This window comes from Aureimonas populi, assembly GCF_017815515.1.
GTDB classification, from domain to species: Bacteria; Pseudomonadota; Alphaproteobacteria; order Rhizobiales; family Rhizobiaceae; genus Aureimonas; species Aureimonas populi.
In genome coordinates this window covers 282,732-298,222 of sequence record NZ_CP072611.1, presented here as the reverse complement: position 1 = coordinate 298,222, position 15,491 = coordinate 282,732, and the positions used below count along the sequence as shown (strand labels likewise).

The window sequence follows — 15,491 nt, the reverse complement described above, 5'->3', positions numbered from 1 at the left end:
TCGCGGCGGACGAACGGCACTCCGAAGGCGGTGCGCGGGGAGAGGTCATGCCGCGGGCCGGCGACGAGGGCCCTGGACAGAAGGGCGGCCCCGGACGGCGCGCCCCAACCCCTGCCGACACACCTCGTCCGGCTTGCTGGTCGTCGTCCCGGCAGGTCTCCTGGCTCGCGGCTCGAGCGCCTCCCGTCCCCTTCCCGGCGCGAGCCAGTGGCATGGACGGCAGGCTTGCCGCTTACAGTTGCGAGGGCAGCCCCGGCCTCGGACCCCGAAGGATCCTCACCGCGTTCCCTTTTCATCCGCGTTCGATAGCGGAACCGTGACCGCCCCTCATAGGCCGCCGGAAGGCGAATGCGCAAGGGACGCCGGGCCTCCTCGGCGCCGTCCGGGGGCGATTCGTTAATCGGATTCGCATAATACTCGCGTCGCGAACTTGACGGCGACCACAACGCGACAATGTCGAGGGAGAAACAGCAAGGACCGGGCCCTGGGCCGGGGCGCTGGGGCGACGCCGGCTCGAACTGGACTTTTCTCGACGATGCACCTTGGACGACAAACCCGCTACTGGATCGTTCTGGGTATGCTGCTCGTTGGCTTCTGCGGCATCTGCGTGCTCACCCTGGTCGAGCTGCGGCGCGATAGCTGGACGAATGCGATGACGGGCGCGCGCAATCTTCTGACCGTTCTTTCGCAGGATATCGAAAGCAATATACGAGCCTATGACAGGGCGCTGACTGCCGTTCAGCAGAAGCTGGCCGATCCGCGCATCGACGAGCTGACCCCGGAGTTGCAGGAGCGCTTCCTCTTCAGCAGCACGCTGATCGAGCCCTATTTCGTCGGGCTCTTCGTCATGAACGCCGAAGGCGAGATCATGCACGACGCGGGCAGCGTCGGCCCCCAGGCGCAGAACTTCTCCGACCGCGCCTATTTCCAGGTGCACCAAAACGGGCAGGCGAGCGGGCTGTACATCAGCACCCCGTTCGAGCCGCGCCGGCACGTCGCGGACACGGTCATCGCGCTCAGCCGCCGCATCGACGCGCAGGACGGTTCCTTCGACGGCATCGTCGTGGGCATCGTGCGGCTCGCATATTTCCACGAGCTGTTCCAGACCGCGCAGCTCAAGCCCGACGATTCGATCAATCTCTTCACCGCCGGGGGCGTGATGCTGATGCGCAGCCCCTATCTGGAAAGCCAGGTGGGGCGCGACATGTCCGCTTCCGAGAACGTGCGGCGCTTCCAGGCCGCGCCCTCGGGCGAGTTCTCGGGCATCGCGGCGGTGGACGGCGTCGCGCGCGTCTACAATTTCGTCCATGTGGGGGATCTGCCGCTGATCCTGAACGTCGCCCTCTCGCAGGAGGGGATATTCGCGCCGTGGCGCGCGCAGGCCGTGCGGATCGGCGCCGTGCTCCTTCTTCTGTGCGTGTTGGCCGTGACGCTGGCGGTGTTCATCCACCGCGAATTCGCCCGGCGAAGGCGGGCCGAGGCAACCATGCGCAGAAGCGAGGCGCAGTATCGGCTGCTGGCCGACAACGCCACCGACGTGATCATCCGGCTCGATCGCGATCTCGTGCGCCGCTATGTCTCGCCAGCCTCGCTGCACGTGCTCGGCCTCGCGCCCGAAGAGCTGGTGGGCAAGCGGACGAAGGAAACCATCCATCCCGACGACTGGCCGCTTCTGGAGAGCGTCGTGCAGGGGGTGCGCGATTCGGGCACCCAGGCCGAGGCGATCTATCGGCTCCGGCACCGGGACGGGTCCTTTGTCTGGGTGGAGGGCCGCTACAATTTCGTGGCCGAGGACCAGGGCTTCATCGTCGTACTGCGCGACATCACCAAGCGCAAGTCGGCGGAGATCCGGCTGGCCGCCGCCCATGCCGAACTCGCCACGTTGGCCAACACGGACGGGCTGACGGGCCTTGCCAACCGGCGGCGGTTCGACGAGGCCCTGCATGCGGAGCACGAGCGGGCGATGCGGGACGGCGCGCTCCTGTCCCTGCTGCTCATCGATGTCGATCGCTTCAAGCGCTTCAACGACCGCTATGGCCATCAGGCCGGCGACGAATGCCTGCGGCGCGTGGCCAGGGCGATCGAGTCCTGCCTGCGGCCGGGCGATCTGTGCGCCCGCTATGGCGGGGAGGAGGTGGCCGTGCTCCTGCCGGGCGTGGACGAGGCCGCCGGGGCGCGGATCGCCGAACGCATCCGCCGGGCGGTGGAACTGCTGGACATCCCGCACGAGGGCAACGAGGCTTCGGGCGGCCGTGTGACCATCAGCATAGGCTGCGCCACCTTCGATCCCGCTCGCGCGCCCGCCGATGGCGAGGACGCGGCGCTCGTGGCCGAGGCCGACCGCCTCCTCTACGAAGCCAAGCGCACCGGGCGCAACCGTGTCGTCTCGCAGGGCTCCATCGGTTCCGGGCCGGGCATTCCCATCCCGGAGCGGGAGGAGGAGCGTCTCGCGACCGTGGACGCCTATCGGGAGGCGGCGCGCGCCGTTCCTTCGGAAAGCCTCGACCTTGTAGCGCGCCGCGCCGCGCAACTGCTCGACGCGCCTGTCGGCTTCGTCTCCCTTGTCGGCGCGGACGATGTCACGCTGATCGGCCGCCATGGGCTGGACGCCGAGAGCGTTCCCCGGGAGGTCGCCTTCTGCGTGCATACGATCTGTGGGCAGGAGCCGCTCGTCGTCGCGGACGCGCGGGACGATCCCCGCTTCCGCGGCAGTCCCATCGCGAGGGGCGAGGGGGGAATGCGCTTCTATGCGGGCGCGCCGCTGCTCGATCCGCAAACAGGCCAGGCGATCGGCGCGGTCTGCGTGTCCGACGTGCAGCCGCGCAAACCTTTGCTGCCTTCTCAGCGCGATATCCTGAAGGACCTGTCCGGGCAGGTGGTCAAGCAGATGAAGCGATAGGCGCCGCCTGCGCGGGGTGCTCCCTCAGCGCCAGCCCAGCCCGGGCGCGACATGGCGCAGGATCGCCTCGATCACATGGGCGTTGTAATCGACGCCGAGCTGGTTCGGCACGGTGAGGAGCAGGGTGTCGGCCTCGGCGATGGCCTCGTCCCTCGCCAGTTCCTCCACCAGCCTGTCGGGCTCGGCGGCATAGGAGCGGCCGAAGATCGCCCGCGTGTTCTCATCGATGAAGCCGATGGAATCCTCCTCCTTGCCGCGCCCGAAATAGGCCCTGTCGCGGTCGTCGACGAGCGCGAAGATGGAGCGCGAGACGGAGACGCGCGGCTCGCGATTGTGCCCGGCTTCCTTCCACGCCTGGCGATAGGCGCGAATCTGCCTGGCCTGCTGGACGTGGAAGGGCTCGCCCGTCTCGTCGTCCTTCAGGGTGGAGCTTTGCAGGTTCATGCCCATCTTCGCCGCCCAGACGGCCGTGGCGTTGGAGCCCGAGCCCCACCAGATGCGCTCGCGCAGGCCCGGCGAATGCGGCTCCAGCCGCAGGAGGCCGGGCGGGTTGGGGAACATGGGGCGGGGGTTCGGCTGGGCGAAGCCCTCGCCCTTCAACATGTCGAGGAAGACCTCCGCATGGCGGCGGCCCATGTCGGCGTCGCTCTGCCCCTCGGCGGGCTGGTAGCCGAAATAGCGCCAGCCGTCGATCACCTGCTCGGGCGAGCCGCGGCTGAGCCCCGGTTGCAGCCGGCCGCCGGCGATGAGGTCTGCCGCGCCGGCATCCTCGGCCATGTAGAGCGGGTTTTCATAGCGCATGTCGATGACGGCGGTGCCGATCTCGATGCGGCTCGTCCTGGCGCCCACGGCCGCAAGAAGCGGGAAGGGGGATGCGAGCTGGCGAGCGAAATGGTGCACGCGGAAATAGGCGCCGTCCGCGCCCAGCTCCTCGGCTGCGACCGCCAGGTCGATGGATTGCAGGAGCGCATCGCCCGCCGAGCGCGTGCCCGATTGCGGCGAGGGCGACCAGTGCCCGAAGGAGAGAAAGCCGATCTTCTTCATGGAATTGCCGTGTGTCCGTCGAGCATGGCTGGGATGGGCGCTTATGTGATGCATCCCGCGCCCGTCCGCCAGCGCCATACGGGCGACGGGGGGCGAACACTATGTTCAGCCCGGGCCTCATTGCACGGCAAGGCTCGCGCTTCCAAGCAGGCCCGCGCGGCGCTTCAGTCCCGCGGCGCGATCGCCTGCCAGGCCTCGTAGGCGGCCAACACCGTGCGCATCTGCGCCTCATGGCCGAGGCGGAAGGCCTCGCCGTAGATCGTCTCGTCGGGATATTCGGTGATCAGCGTCACGGGCACCGCGTGGCGCGTGTCCTCGACCACCGTCACGGGGAAGCCGGACATGATCTCGAAGCCCAGCTCGCCGGCATGGATGCGATAGAGGGCGATCTGCTGCTCGTTGAGGGCGAGGAGGCCCGGCACCTCGGCAAGGCGCGCGGTGACGGCGCGGGCGAGGCGCCAGGATTCCTCACCGAAGCCCGGGTGATGGCGCAGCACGAGGAAGAAGCCCTTCGGCACCGTCCAGAGCGCGAAATTGCGCGGCACATAGCCCGTCAGCGGGCGCGTCCATTCATGGGCGGGGTAGCCGTGGAGATTGACGTGGAGGCCGGGCCGGGCCCGCTCGACCAGCGCCTCGCGGGCCGAGCGCTCATGGAGCTGCATGCCCTGCCGATACTCCAGGTCGTCGCCGAGCGCGGTGTAGCGCGCGGCGTGGTGCATGTGGCGTGGCTGCGTGCGGCGCAGCCGGGCGCACAGGGCGTAGCCGTCGGGGTTTTCCAGCGGCAGGACGGCGAAATGCGCGCCGTCCCGGTCCGCCAGCACCCTGGCGGCGCGCAGCGCCCCCACGACCCCGGTGGGCTCGTTGGCGTGCTGCCCGCCCGAGACGAGGACCAGCGCGTCCGGGCCCTCGCGATAGCGGCCGGCAACGGCGCGTCCGCACACGGAGCGCCCGCCGAGCGCCTCCCCGCCGAGGGCATGGAGCGCGGCCTCGACATCGGCCACCGAAAGCGGCTCGCTCGCCTCGTCGAGCGGCTGCGAGGGCGCGGCTGGCTCCTCCTCCCGCTCGTGCGGGCGAAGGGAGATGCGCAGGCTCGCCGGCCCTTCCGAAAAGCCGATATCGGGCACGATGCGCCCCGGCTGGAGGCCGCGATCGCCCGAGGGGCGGCCCGAGCGCGCCTGGAAAATCTCAAGGCCCGAGAAGTAGAGGTCCTCGTGAAGCGCCTCGGTCAGGCTCACGGCTTCCTCGCCGATGGCCAGCGGGCGGTCGGGAACCGGCAGGCTCGCCTCGATCCGCAATTCCTCGAAAAAGGGCTCGGCCACGCCCCAGTCATGGCCGGCGATGGCCGAGACCGCCGTTTCGAACAATGCCTCGAACTCGGTCTCCAGCCGCGCGTCCTCCACGGGCGCGCCGTCGCGGAACGTCCGCAGCCAGCCCGTCGGGGACAGGACGCGCACCCCGGTGTGATCGACATGCACCCGGTTGGGCGCCTCGACGGCCACAATGCGCGCGCTCCCGTCCTGGCCCGTCAGGGTCACGTCGTAGCGAAGGGCGTCGTCCTGGCGAGGGGAGAAGGAGAGGGGAATGTCGACGAGGCCCGCCAGCGGATAGGCCTCCAGGAGGAAGCGCCGTTCCTCCGCCTCGCGATGGACGGGATAGGCGATGTGGACCGAGCGCGCGCCGGTGAGGTCGATCTCTTCCAGGAAGGCGTGCACGAGCGGCTTGTAGGCCGAGCGCAGGCACGCCTCGACGCCTTTCTCTGCGAGCTTCGCCTCGCCTTCGCGCCGGGCCGCCTCGCCCTCGAAGAGCCAGGCCTCGAGGCGCAGGCCCGGCATGTCCTCGAAACGGGCCAGGAGCGCGTCCAGCGTGCGCGGGAAGGTGCGGGCGAGGGAAAGCGTCATCGGCTGGTGCGTCCGGTCGGGTCGAGCCTGTCGCGCAGCCAGTCGCCGAGAAGGTTCAGGCCGAGCACGGTGAAGAGGATGGCAAGGCCCGGGAAGACGCTGACCCACCAGGCGGTCTGGAGATAGGTGCGCCCGTCCGCCAGCATCCCGCCCCAGGAGGGGGTGGAGGGATCGACGCCGAGGCCGAGGAAGGTGAGGCTCGATTCGAGGAGGATGTTGTTGGCCACGTTCAGCGTCACCAGCACGATCACCGGGCCCATGAGGTTCGGCAGGAGGTGGTGGCGGATGAGGTTGAAGTCCGAGACGCCGAAGGAGCGGGCCGAGAGCACGAATTCGCGCTCGCGCAGCGTCAGCACCTGCCCGCGCACCAGCCGCGCATATTGCACCCATTGCGACACGATCATCAGGAGGATGATGTTGACGAGCCCGCCGCCGATGATCGCCATGAAGGTGATGGCCAGGAGGATGAAGGGCAGGGCGAGCTGGATGTCGGCGAAGCGCATCACGATCACGTCCCAGACGCCGCGGTAGAAGCCCGCGACGAGGCCCATGGCGACGCCGATCACCACGGCCCCGGCGACGGAGAGGACGCCCACCGCCAGCGAGATGCGCCCGCCCGTGATGACGCGCCCCAGGACGTCGCGGCCGAGCGGATCGGCGCCGAGAATGTGGTTCCAGTCCGTGAAGGGCGCCGTCAGGCGCGCCATCAGGTTCACGCCCATGCCGCCATCGGGAAACAGCCAGGGCGAGAGAAGGACGGCGAGCGTCATGCCGCCGGCCAGCACGAGGCCGGCGACGAGCTCGAAGGAGCGGAAGGGCGAGGCGCGGCGGGGGCGCTCTGCGGCAAGGCTCATCGCGCCTACTCCGTGCGGATGCGGGGGTCGACCAGCCCGTAGGCGATGTCGACGATGAGGTTCACAAGGACGATGAGCAGCGACAGGACGACGATGACGCCCTGCAGGACCGGATAGTCGCGCCCCGCCACCGCGTCGAAGGCCAGCGTGCCGAGCCCCGGCCAGTTGAACACGCGCTCCACCACGACGATGCCGCCCAGAAGCCCGCCGAACTGAAGGCCGAGATAGGTGATGAGCGGGATCGCGCAATTGCGCAGGGCGTGCTTGTAGAGCACCACGCGCTCCGACAGACCCTTGGCGCGGGCCACCGTCACATATTGCTGCTGGAGGGTCTCCAGCATGGCGGTGCGCACGAGGCGCACATTCGTCGCGGTCAGGATGATGCCCATGGTCAGCGCCGGCATCACGAAGCTCTGCCAGCCCTCCATCCCGCTGGGCGGCAGCCATTGCAGGCCGATGGAGAAGACCAGCACCAGCATGATCGCCAGCCAGAAATTGGGGAAGGAGAGGCCGACGAGGGAGAGGACGCGGATCACCTGGTCCGGCCAGCGGCCGCGCCGCGTGGCGGAGGCGACGCCGAGCGGAATGGAGATGACGATGGAGACCAGGAGCGAGGCGAAGGCGAGGGAGAGGGTGGCCGGCAGCGCGCGGGCGATGAGCTGCATCACCGGCGTGCCGCCCATGAAGGAGCGGCCCAGATCGCCCGTGAACAGGCCGGCGAGGAAGTCGAGATACTGCACGTGGAAGGGCCGGTCGAGGCCGAGGCCGATGCGGATGCGCTGAAGGTCGGCCTCGGTGACGCTGCCCGCGCCCTGGCTCAGCATCAGGGCGGGATCGCCCGTCATGCGGATCGCATAGGCCACGATCAGCGTGACGGAGACGACGACGAAGATCGCCTGCAGGAAGCGTTTGATGAGGAAGCCGGCCATCGATCCACCTTGGGAGCGCAGGAGCCCGCCCCGCTGGAAGGGCGGAGCGGGCGATACGTCGGAAAAACTACTCGACGGTGACGTCGGTCAGCCGCAGGCGGCTGTCCGGGGGCGCGACGAAGTTCTTCACGCGCGTGTTGATCGCGTAGATCTGGTTCAGGTTGTAGAGCGGCATCTCGATGGCCTGCTCCGCCACATAGGCGGCGATCTCGTGCAGCACGCGTTCGCGCTCGGCCGGATCGGTCATGCCGCGCTGGGATTCGAGCAGGGCGTCCAGCTCGGCATCCTCCCCATAGGGGTTCCAGCGCTCTCCCGTGTGGTACATGAGGTAGGCTGTGTTGTCGTAGTCGAAGGTCCACGCGCCCCAGGTCTGCTGCCACATCGCGCCCGTGCGGCCCGCCGGGATGATGTCGTTGAGAAGGACATTGGTCTCGTAGGGTTGGATGTTGGCCGTGACGCCCACCGCCGCCAGATAGCTCGCCACGACCTGCGCGACCTCGTTGAAGGTCGAATCATTGCCGCGAATGTCGATCTGGACGCTCGCGCCCGGCTCCACGCCCGCCTCCTCCAGAAGCGCCTTGGCGCCCTCGGGATCGAAGGGGATGGCCTCCAGCGAGGGGTCGTTGCCGAAGGTCTGCTCGGACTGGAAGGAGGCGATGGGGCGGGCCTGGCCGGCGAGGATGGCCTCGATGATCGTGGCCCGGTCCACCGCCATCACCAGCGCGCGGCGCACGCGCGGATCGGCGGTGATGCCGTCGCGCGTGTTGAAGCGCAGGGAATAGACCGTGGGGCCGGGCACGGAGACCAGCTCGAGGTTCGAGGCGCTCTCGATGGTGGGGATCGAGCCGATGGGCACGGAGGGCGGGATCACCATGTCCACGCGGCCGGACTGAAGCTCGGCAAGCGCGGTGGAGGGCTCGGTGATGAAGCGGAAGACGACGCTTTCCAGCTTGGGCGCCTCGCCCCAGAACTCTTCGTAGGGCTCTAGGTTCACCGAATCGCGCGCCGCATAGGCGGTCATGCGGAAGGGGCCGGTGCCGACCGGGTTGGTGTTGAAATGCTCGTCGCCGTGTTCGGCGATGTAGGCCGGCGGCACGATCATCGCGCCGTAGCCGGAGAGCTTGGTGAGCAGCACCGGGTCCGGGCGCGAGAGCTTCATCTCGACCGTGAGCGGATCGACGATCTCGACGCTCTCGATGGCGTTGTAGTTCGATTGCTGCGGGCCGGCCGCGCCATCCTCGCCCAGGAGGCGGTCGAAGGTGAACTTCACGGCCTCGGCGTCGAAGGGCTCGCCATTGTGGAAGGTCACGCCCTCGCGCAGGGTGAAGCGGTAGGTGAGGCCGTCCTCGCTGATCTCCCATTCGGTCGCGAGGGCGGGCACGATCTCCAGCTCGGGCGTGCGCGCCACGAGGCCGTCGAAGACATTGTTGGCGACCGCCGACCAGTTGACGAGGAAGGTGTCGATCGGGTCCCAGCTTCCCGGATCCTGCGGGGAGGAGATGGTCAGCGTGCCGGCGGGCTGGGCCTGCGCGGCGGCGGCGAACGCGAGCGCGCTCGTCAGAAGGGCGCCCTTGAGGGCCCGGTTCCAGCTTTTCATGCCATTCTCCTTCCTGAGGGGGACGTTCAGTCTTCCACGGCCACGAAATGGCCGGGAGCGATCTCGCGATGGGCCAGGATCGCCGGGCCGGCGCCCACGGGGCGCACGGGGCTCGGGATCTCGCCTTCCAGAAGCGGCAGGCGCTCGCGCCGGCCGGGCTCGGCCACCGGCACGGCGGAGAGCAGGCGGCGCGTATAGGGGTGGGCGGGCGTCTCGAACACCTGCGCCCGCGAGCCCATCTCCACGATCTGGCCGAGATAGAGAACCGCCACGCGGTGCGCCATGCGTTCCACCACCGCCATGTCGTGGCTGATGAAGAGGTAGGCCAGCCGGCGCTCTTCCTGGAGCCCCATGAACAGGTCGATGACCTGCGCCTGCACCGACACGTCGAGGGCCGACAGCGCCTCGTCGGCGATGATGAGCCTGGGGTCGCAGCTCAGCGCCCGCGCGATGCAGATGCGCTGGCGCTGGCCGCCGGAGAACTGGTGCGGATAGCGCGAGGCGTGCGCCGGATCGAGCCCCACCTTGACGAGCAGCTCCTCCACCCGCGCGCGGATCGCCCGTCCGTCCTTCAGGATGGCGTGGGTGCGGATCGGCTCGGCGATGGAGAAGCCCACGGTCTTGCGCGGGTCCAGCGAGGCGAAGGGGTCCTGGAAGATGTACTGGATCTCGCGCTTCAGCTGGCCCGCCTCGGCGCCGGTCATCGCGTCCACCGGCCGGCCCTCGTAGAGGATGCGCCCGCCCGTGGCCCTCTGGAGGCCCTGGAGCGTGCGCCCGATGGTGGACTTGCCCGAGCCCGATTCGCCGACAAGGGCCAGCGTCTCGCCGGGGCGGATGTCGAAGCTGACCTTCTCGGCGGCGTGCACGCGGTGCGTGGCCCGCCCGAAGATGGTCTTGGCCACGTCGAAGCGCACCGTCAGGTCTTCGACGCTCACCAGCGGGGGTGCCTGCAGGTCGGCGGTGTCGTGGTCGCGGTCCTCGCCGATGCGGCTCGGTGTCTCGCCCTCCATCACAGTCAGCGCGAGGCGGCGGGGCAGGGCGCGGCCGGTCATGGCGCCGAGGCGCGGCACGGCGGCCAGAAGCGTTTGCGTATAAGGATGCCGCGGCCGGGCGAAGATGTCGGCGACCGGCCCTTCCTCCACCTTGCGGCCGCGCCACATGACGACCACCCGGTCGGCGATCTCGGCCACCACGCCCATGTCGTGGGTGATGAAGACCACGGCCATGCCGAATTCGCGCTGGAGATCGGCGAGGATGGCGAGGATCTGCGCCTGGATGGTCACGTCGAGCGCGGTCGTGGGCTCGTCGGCGATCAGCACCTTGGGGCGGCAGGCGAGCGCGACGGCGATCATCACGCGCTGGCGCATCCCGCCCGAGAGCTGGTGCGGGTAGCGGTCCAGCATGGTGGGCGCGTCGGAGAGGCGCACGAGGGTGAGCAGCCGGGCCGCCTCGGCGCGCGCCTCGCGCCGGCTCATGCGCCGGTGGAGCATCAGCACCTCGCAGATCTGGTCCCCGATGGTGAAGACCGGGTTCAGCGAGGTCATCGGCTCCTGGAAGATCATGGCGATCTCATTGCCGCGAAGCCGGCGCATCCGGGCCTCGTCGGCCTGAGCGAGATCGCTCGGCCCCTCGCCGGCGTCAAAGCGGATCGAGCCGCCGGCGATGCGCCCGTTGCCGTGTTCGACGAGCCGCATGATCGACAAAGAGGTCACGGACTTGCCCGAGCCCGATTCGCCGACGATCGCCAGCGTTTCGCCGGGGGCGACGCTGAAGGAGAGGTCGTCGACGACGCGGGTCGTGCCGGCCGCGCCGGAGAACTCGACCGACAGCCCTTCGACGGAGAGAATCTGCGCGCGCGCGCCCATCGTGGAAGCCTCCGTCATCGCTCAGACCGTCGCCGCGGCGCGCGAGGCCTGGTCGTAGGACCCCGACAGGAACCGAAGGGCGGCGGCGATGCGCGACAATTCCTCCTGCGAGGGTCCCGAATCGGACATGCCGTGCACCAGAAGCTGCTCGCGAATCTGCGCGTAGCGCCCGCACAGCTCCAGCCCCTTCTGCGAGATTTTCACCGTCTTCTCCTTGCCGGCGCGTCCGGTGTGGATCAGCCCCGCCTTCTCCAGCTTGCGGATCGCGTAGCTCGCCACATGCGTGTCGCCGATATCGAGGACCAGGCAGATATCGGCCAGCGTCTTGGGGCGGTCGCGGTGGCGGATCGAATGCAGGATGAGGATTTCCGTGGGCGAGAGGCCCGGCTCGCCCGCCGCCGTCATGCAGCGCGTCATCCAGCGCGAGAAGGCGTGGGAGATGAGGATGACGCCGTATTCCATCTCCGACAGGCCCGGCGAGGAGCCGGCTGCCAGATGATGCGAGGACACGATGGGGCCGAGGACGCGCGCGCCCTCGGAGGCGCCGGCGGATGCCTTGGTCTCGTTCGCCGATGCTTGCGGCCTTGCCTTCAAAATCGATCGCCCCGATTGCGTTGACGAGACAATGCCATCATCATATCGATAATTTGTCAACGAAATGAGCGTGATTAATTCGCGAGCGTCTCGAACGGGCGTGAAAGGCTGGGGGTTTCCATGAGACAGGGCGGCGAAGCGACGGGGCGTTGGGACTTCTGGATCGACCGGGGCGGAACGTTCACCGACGTCATCGGCCGCGACCCTTCCGGGACGCTCCTGGCGCGCAAGGTGCTGTCGGAGAACCCTTCCGCCTATCGCGACGCCGCCGTGCAGGGCATCCGCCTGCATCTCGGTCTCCAGCCGGGGGAGGCGATTCCCGCCGGGCTGATCGGCGAGGTGCGCATGGGCACCACGGTGGCCACCAACGCCCTGCTGGAGCGCAAGGGCGAGAGGCTCGCCCTCGTCACCACGCGCGGTTTCCGCGATGCGCTGCGAATCGGCTACCAGGAGCGCAAGGACATCTTCGCCCTGGCGATCGAGAAGCCCGAAGCGCTCTATTCCACGGTGGTGGAGATCGACGAGCGCGTGCTGGCCGACGGCACGGTGGAGCGCGCGCTCGACGAGGAGGGCGCCCGCGTCGCGCTCCAGGCCCTGCGGGACGAGGGCTATGACGCGGTCGCCATCGTCCTGATGCATGCCTCGAAATTCTTCGAACACGAGGCCGCGCTCGGGCGGATCGCCCGCGCCATCGGCTTTGCGCAGGTCTCGGTGAGCCATGAGGTCTCGCCGCTGGTCAAGCTCGTCGGGCGCGGCGACACGACGGTGGTGGACGCCTATCTCTCGCCGGTCCTCAAGCGCTATGTGGCGCAGGTGGCCGAGGAGCTGGACGTCGAGCGATCCGGCGCTCGGATCATGTTCATGATGTCCTCGGGCGGGCTGACCGCCGCCGAGATGTTCCAGGGCAAGGACGCCATCCTCTCCGGACCGGCAGGCGGCGTCGTCGGCCTTGCGCGCACCGGCGCCTCGGCCGGATTCGAGCGGATCATCGGCTTCGACATGGGCGGCACCTCGACCGACGTGGCGCATTTCGACGGCGAGTACGAGCGGGCCTTCGAGACGGAGGTGGCGGGCGTGCGCGTGCGCGCGCCCATGATGCTCATCCACACCGTGGCCGCCGGCGGCGGCTCCATCCTGCATTACGACGGCAGCCGCTTTCGCGTCGGGCCCGATTCGGCCGGGGCCTTTCCCGGCCCCGCCTGCTACCGCAATGGCGGGCCGCTGGCCGTGACCGACGCCAACCTCATGCTCGGCAAGCTCATCCCCGACTTCTTCCCCGCCATCTTCGGCCCCGGGCAGGACCAGCCGCTGGACCGGGCGGCCGTCGAGGCGCGCTTTGCCGAGATGGCCGGGCGGATCGGCGACGGGCGCTCGGCGCACGAGGTGGCCGACGGTTTCGTGACCATCGCCGTGGCCTCCATGGTGCAGGCGATCAAGAAGATCTCCGTGCAGCGCGGCTACGACGTGACGCGCTATGCGCTGAGCTGCTTCGGCGGGGCGGGCGGGCAGCATGCCTGCCTGGTGGCCGACGCGCTCGGCATGACGAAGATTCTCGTCCATCCGCTGTCGGGGCTCCTCTCCGCCTACGGCATGGGCCTGGCCGATATCCGCGCGACGCGGCAGAAGGCGCTCGACGTGCCGCTCGACGAGGAGGCGCCCGCCGCGCTCATGGCGCTCGGGGCAGGGCTGGCCGCCGAGACCCATGAGGAACTCGCGGCGCAGGGCATCGCGGCCGAGGCGGTGACGACGCATCTGCGCGCCCATATCCGCTATGCGGGAACCGACACGGTGCTGGCCGTCGATTCGCCCTATGGCGAGCTGGACGACGCGGAACGCCTGCGCGCCGTCTTCGAGGCCGCGCACAAGCGGCGCTTCGGCTTCATCGCGCAGGGCAAGGCGCTGACGCTCGATTCGGTCGAGGTCGAGGCCGTGGGCGGGGGCGCGGCAGCCGAGGAGGGGGCGGCGGAGGTCGAGGCCGGGGGCGAGGCGCCTTTCGAACGGACGACACGCTTCTTCTCGCAGGGCGCCTTCCACGATGCCGGCGTCGTGCTTCGCCGGGCCATGCGGCCGGGGCACCGCGTGACCGGCCCGGCCATCGTGATCGAGCCGAACCAGACCGTGGTGGTCGAGAAGGGCTGGCAGGCCGAGCTGACCGCCCGGGACCATCTCGTCCTCTCGCGCATCGAGGCGCTGCCGCAGCGCGTGGCCGTGGGCACGGCCGCCGATCCGGTGATGCTGGAGATCTTCAACAACCTCTTCATGTCCATCGCCGAGCAGATGGGGGTGACGCTCCAGAACACGGCCTATTCGGTCAACATCAAGGAGCGGCTGGACTTTTCCTGCGCGGTCTTCGACGCCCAGGGGGCGCTCGTGGCCAATGCTCCGCACATGCCGGTGCATCTGGGCTCGATGGATGCCTCGGTGGCCACCGCCATCCGCGAGAACCCGGTCATCCATCCGGGCGACGTCTTCCTCATCAACGCGCCCTATAACGGCGGCACGCATCTGCCGGACCTGACGGTCTGCACGCCGGTCTTCGACGAGGACGGCACGACGCTGCGCTTCTGGGTGGCCTCGCGCGGGCACCACGCCGACATCGGCGGCATCGCGCCGGGCTCCATGTCGCCGCAGGCCCGAACGATCGAGGAGGAAGGCGTCTATATCGACAATTTCAAGCTGCTCGACCGGGGCGTCTTCCGCGAGGAGGCGCTGGCCGCGCTGCTGACGGGCGCGAGATACCCCGTGCGCAACCTCGTGCAGAACGTCAACGACCTGAAGGCGCAGGTCGCGGCGAACGAGAAGGGCGTGGCCGAGCTGAAGAAGACGGTCGCCCAGTTCGGCGTGGAGGTGGTGGAGGCCTATATGGGCCATGTGCAGGACAATGCGGCCGAAAGCGTTCGCCGCGTCCTCGACAAGCTGCCGGACGGAGCCTTCACCTACGAGATGGACCAGGGCTGCCGGATCGCGGTCCGCATCACGGTGGACCGGGCCGCGCGCGAGGCCACGGTGGACTTCACCGGCACCTCGCCCCAGCGCGACGACAATTTCAACGCGCCCGCCCCGGTGACGCGCGCCGCCGTGCTCTACGTCTTCCGCATGCTGGTGCGCGCCGACATCCCGATGAACGCGGGCTGCCTGCGCCCGGTCAGGATCGTCGTGCCGGAGGGCACCATGCTCTCGCCGAAGCATCCGGCCGCCGTGGTTGCGGGCAATGTGGAGGTGAGCCAGGCGGTGACGGACACGCTGTTCGGGGCCGTGGGCGCCATGGCGGCCGCGCAGGGCACCATGAACAACCTCACCTTCGGCAACGAGACCTACCAGTATTACGAGACGATCTGCTCGGGCGCGCCCGCCGGGTCGGGCTTTTCCGGCGCCGATGCGGTGCACACCCACATGACGAACTCCCGCCTGACCGACCCGGAGATCCTGGAGTCGCGCTTCCCCGTGGTGCTGGAGGACTTCCATATCCGCCAGGGGTCCGGCGGGCGCGGTCGCTGGAGCGCGGGCGACGGCACCAGCCGGACGATCCGGGCGCGAGAGGCGCTGGACTTCGCCATCCTCTCGGGCCACCGGCGCGTGCCGCCCTTCGGGCTGGAGGGCGGCGAGCCGGGCCATCTCGGCCGCAACGAGGTGATCCGCGCCGACGGGCGGCGCGAGACGCTGGGCGGCTGCGACCATGCCCGGTTGGAGCCGGGCGACGCCTTCCTCGTCGTGACCCCGACCGGCGGCGGATACGGAACGCCCCTGTGACGGGGGCCTTCCGGCGGCATCGCGCCCGGCATTCGTTGGGCATCCATACAAAGTCATCCGC

General features: G+C 69.2%; 9 protein-coding genes and 1 riboswitch. Of the genes, 2 read left to right on the top strand and 7 right to left on the bottom strand.

Translation table 11 applies throughout. From position 1 onward, the window contains the following. Positions 1 to 133 precede the first annotated feature (133 nt). Positions 134 to 334, bottom strand: a riboswitch (cobalamin riboswitch). A 201-nt stretch (positions 335 to 535) separates the two neighbouring features. Next, positions 536 to 2,899 carry a diguanylate cyclase domain-containing protein gene (locus tag J7654_RS01380; protein WP_209737554.1) on the top strand — a complete coding sequence of 788 codons (2,364 nt, stop codon included), beginning with the start codon at positions 536 to 538 and terminating at the stop codon, positions 2,897 to 2,899. A 24-nt stretch (positions 2,900 to 2,923) separates the two neighbouring features. Here J7654_RS01380 and J7654_RS01375 read toward each other — a convergent pair whose 3' ends face one another. The 7 genes from J7654_RS01375 to J7654_RS01345 all read right to left on the bottom strand — a co-directional run bounded on the left by J7654_RS01375 (position 2,924) and on the right by J7654_RS01345 (position 11,680). After that, on the bottom strand, positions 2,924 to 3,943 hold the full coding sequence (locus tag J7654_RS01375) for an LLM class flavin-dependent oxidoreductase (protein WP_209737551.1): 1,020 nt from the start codon (positions 3,941 to 3,943) through the stop codon (positions 2,924 to 2,926). 164 nt (positions 3,944 to 4,107) lie between these two features. Continuing rightward, positions 4,108 to 5,841 carry a M14 family metallopeptidase gene (locus tag J7654_RS01370; protein WP_209737550.1) on the bottom strand — a complete coding sequence of 578 codons (1,734 nt, stop codon included), beginning with the start codon at positions 5,839 to 5,841 and terminating at the stop codon, positions 4,108 to 4,110. After that, on the bottom strand, positions 5,838 to 6,695 hold the full coding sequence (locus J7654_RS01365; RefSeq protein WP_209737548.1) for an ABC transporter permease: 858 nt from the start codon (positions 6,693 to 6,695) through the stop codon (positions 5,838 to 5,840). Before J7654_RS01365 ends, J7654_RS01370 begins: the two co-directional genes overlap by 4 nt. A 5-nt stretch (positions 6,696 to 6,700) precedes the next feature. After that, positions 6,701 to 7,624: an ABC transporter permease gene (locus J7654_RS01360; protein ID WP_209737546.1), complete on the bottom strand. Its 924-nt coding sequence runs from the start codon at positions 7,622 to 7,624 to the stop codon at positions 6,701 to 6,703. Positions 7,625 to 7,691: 67 nt separating this feature from the next. Continuing rightward, on the bottom strand, positions 7,692 to 9,221 hold the full coding sequence (locus J7654_RS01355; protein ID WP_209737544.1) for an ABC transporter substrate-binding protein: 1,530 nt from the start codon (positions 9,219 to 9,221) through the stop codon (positions 7,692 to 7,694). A 26-nt stretch (positions 9,222 to 9,247) separates the two neighbouring features. Beyond that, the gene (locus tag J7654_RS01350; protein WP_209737542.1) at positions 9,248 to 11,104 is read right to left on the bottom strand and encodes an ABC transporter ATP-binding protein; all 1,857 of its coding nucleotides are present in this window, start codon (positions 11,102 to 11,104) and stop codon (positions 9,248 to 9,250) included. A 3-nt stretch (positions 11,105 to 11,107) separates the two neighbouring features. Next, a complete protein-coding gene (locus J7654_RS01345) occupies positions 11,108 to 11,680 on the bottom strand; it encodes a winged helix DNA-binding protein (protein ID WP_342451414.1) in 573 nt (190 codons plus the stop codon). 120 nt (positions 11,681 to 11,800) lie between these two features. Here J7654_RS01345 and J7654_RS01340 point away from each other — a divergent pair, with 120 nt between their 5' ends. Continuing rightward, on the top strand, positions 11,801 to 15,430 hold the full coding sequence (locus J7654_RS01340) for a hydantoinase B/oxoprolinase family protein (protein WP_209737540.1): 3,630 nt from the start codon (positions 11,801 to 11,803) through the stop codon (positions 15,428 to 15,430). The last annotated feature ends 61 nt before the right edge of the window (positions 15,431 to 15,491 follow it).

What these genes read in the sequence shown, in the direction of transcription:
- J7654_RS01350 (WP_209737542.1), bottom strand. Translation starts at nt 11,104, where the DNA reads ATGACGGAGGCTTCCACGATGGGCGCGCGCGCGCAGATTCTCTCCGTC.
- J7654_RS01360 (WP_209737546.1), bottom strand. Translation starts at nt 7,624, where the DNA reads ATGGCCGGCTTCCTCATCAAACGCTTCCTGCAGGCGATCTTCGTCGTC.
- J7654_RS01370 (WP_209737550.1), bottom strand. Translation starts at nt 5,841, where the DNA reads ATGACGCTTTCCCTCGCCCGCACCTTCCCGCGCACGCTGGACGCGCTC.
- J7654_RS01380 (WP_209737554.1), top strand. Translation starts at nt 536, where the DNA reads ATGCACCTTGGACGACAAACCCGCTACTGGATCGTTCTGGGTATGCTG.
- J7654_RS01340 (WP_209737540.1), top strand. Translation starts at nt 11,801, where the DNA reads ATGAGACAGGGCGGCGAAGCGACGGGGCGTTGGGACTTCTGGATCGAC.
- J7654_RS01365 (WP_209737548.1), bottom strand. Translation starts at nt 6,695, where the DNA reads ATGAGCCTTGCCGCAGAGCGCCCCCGCCGCGCCTCGCCCTTCCGCTCC.
- J7654_RS01375 (WP_209737551.1), bottom strand. Translation starts at nt 3,943, where the DNA reads ATGAAGAAGATCGGCTTTCTCTCCTTCGGGCACTGGTCGCCCTCGCCG.
- J7654_RS01355 (WP_209737544.1), bottom strand. Translation starts at nt 9,221, where the DNA reads ATGAAAAGCTGGAACCGGGCCCTCAAGGGCGCCCTTCTGACGAGCGCG.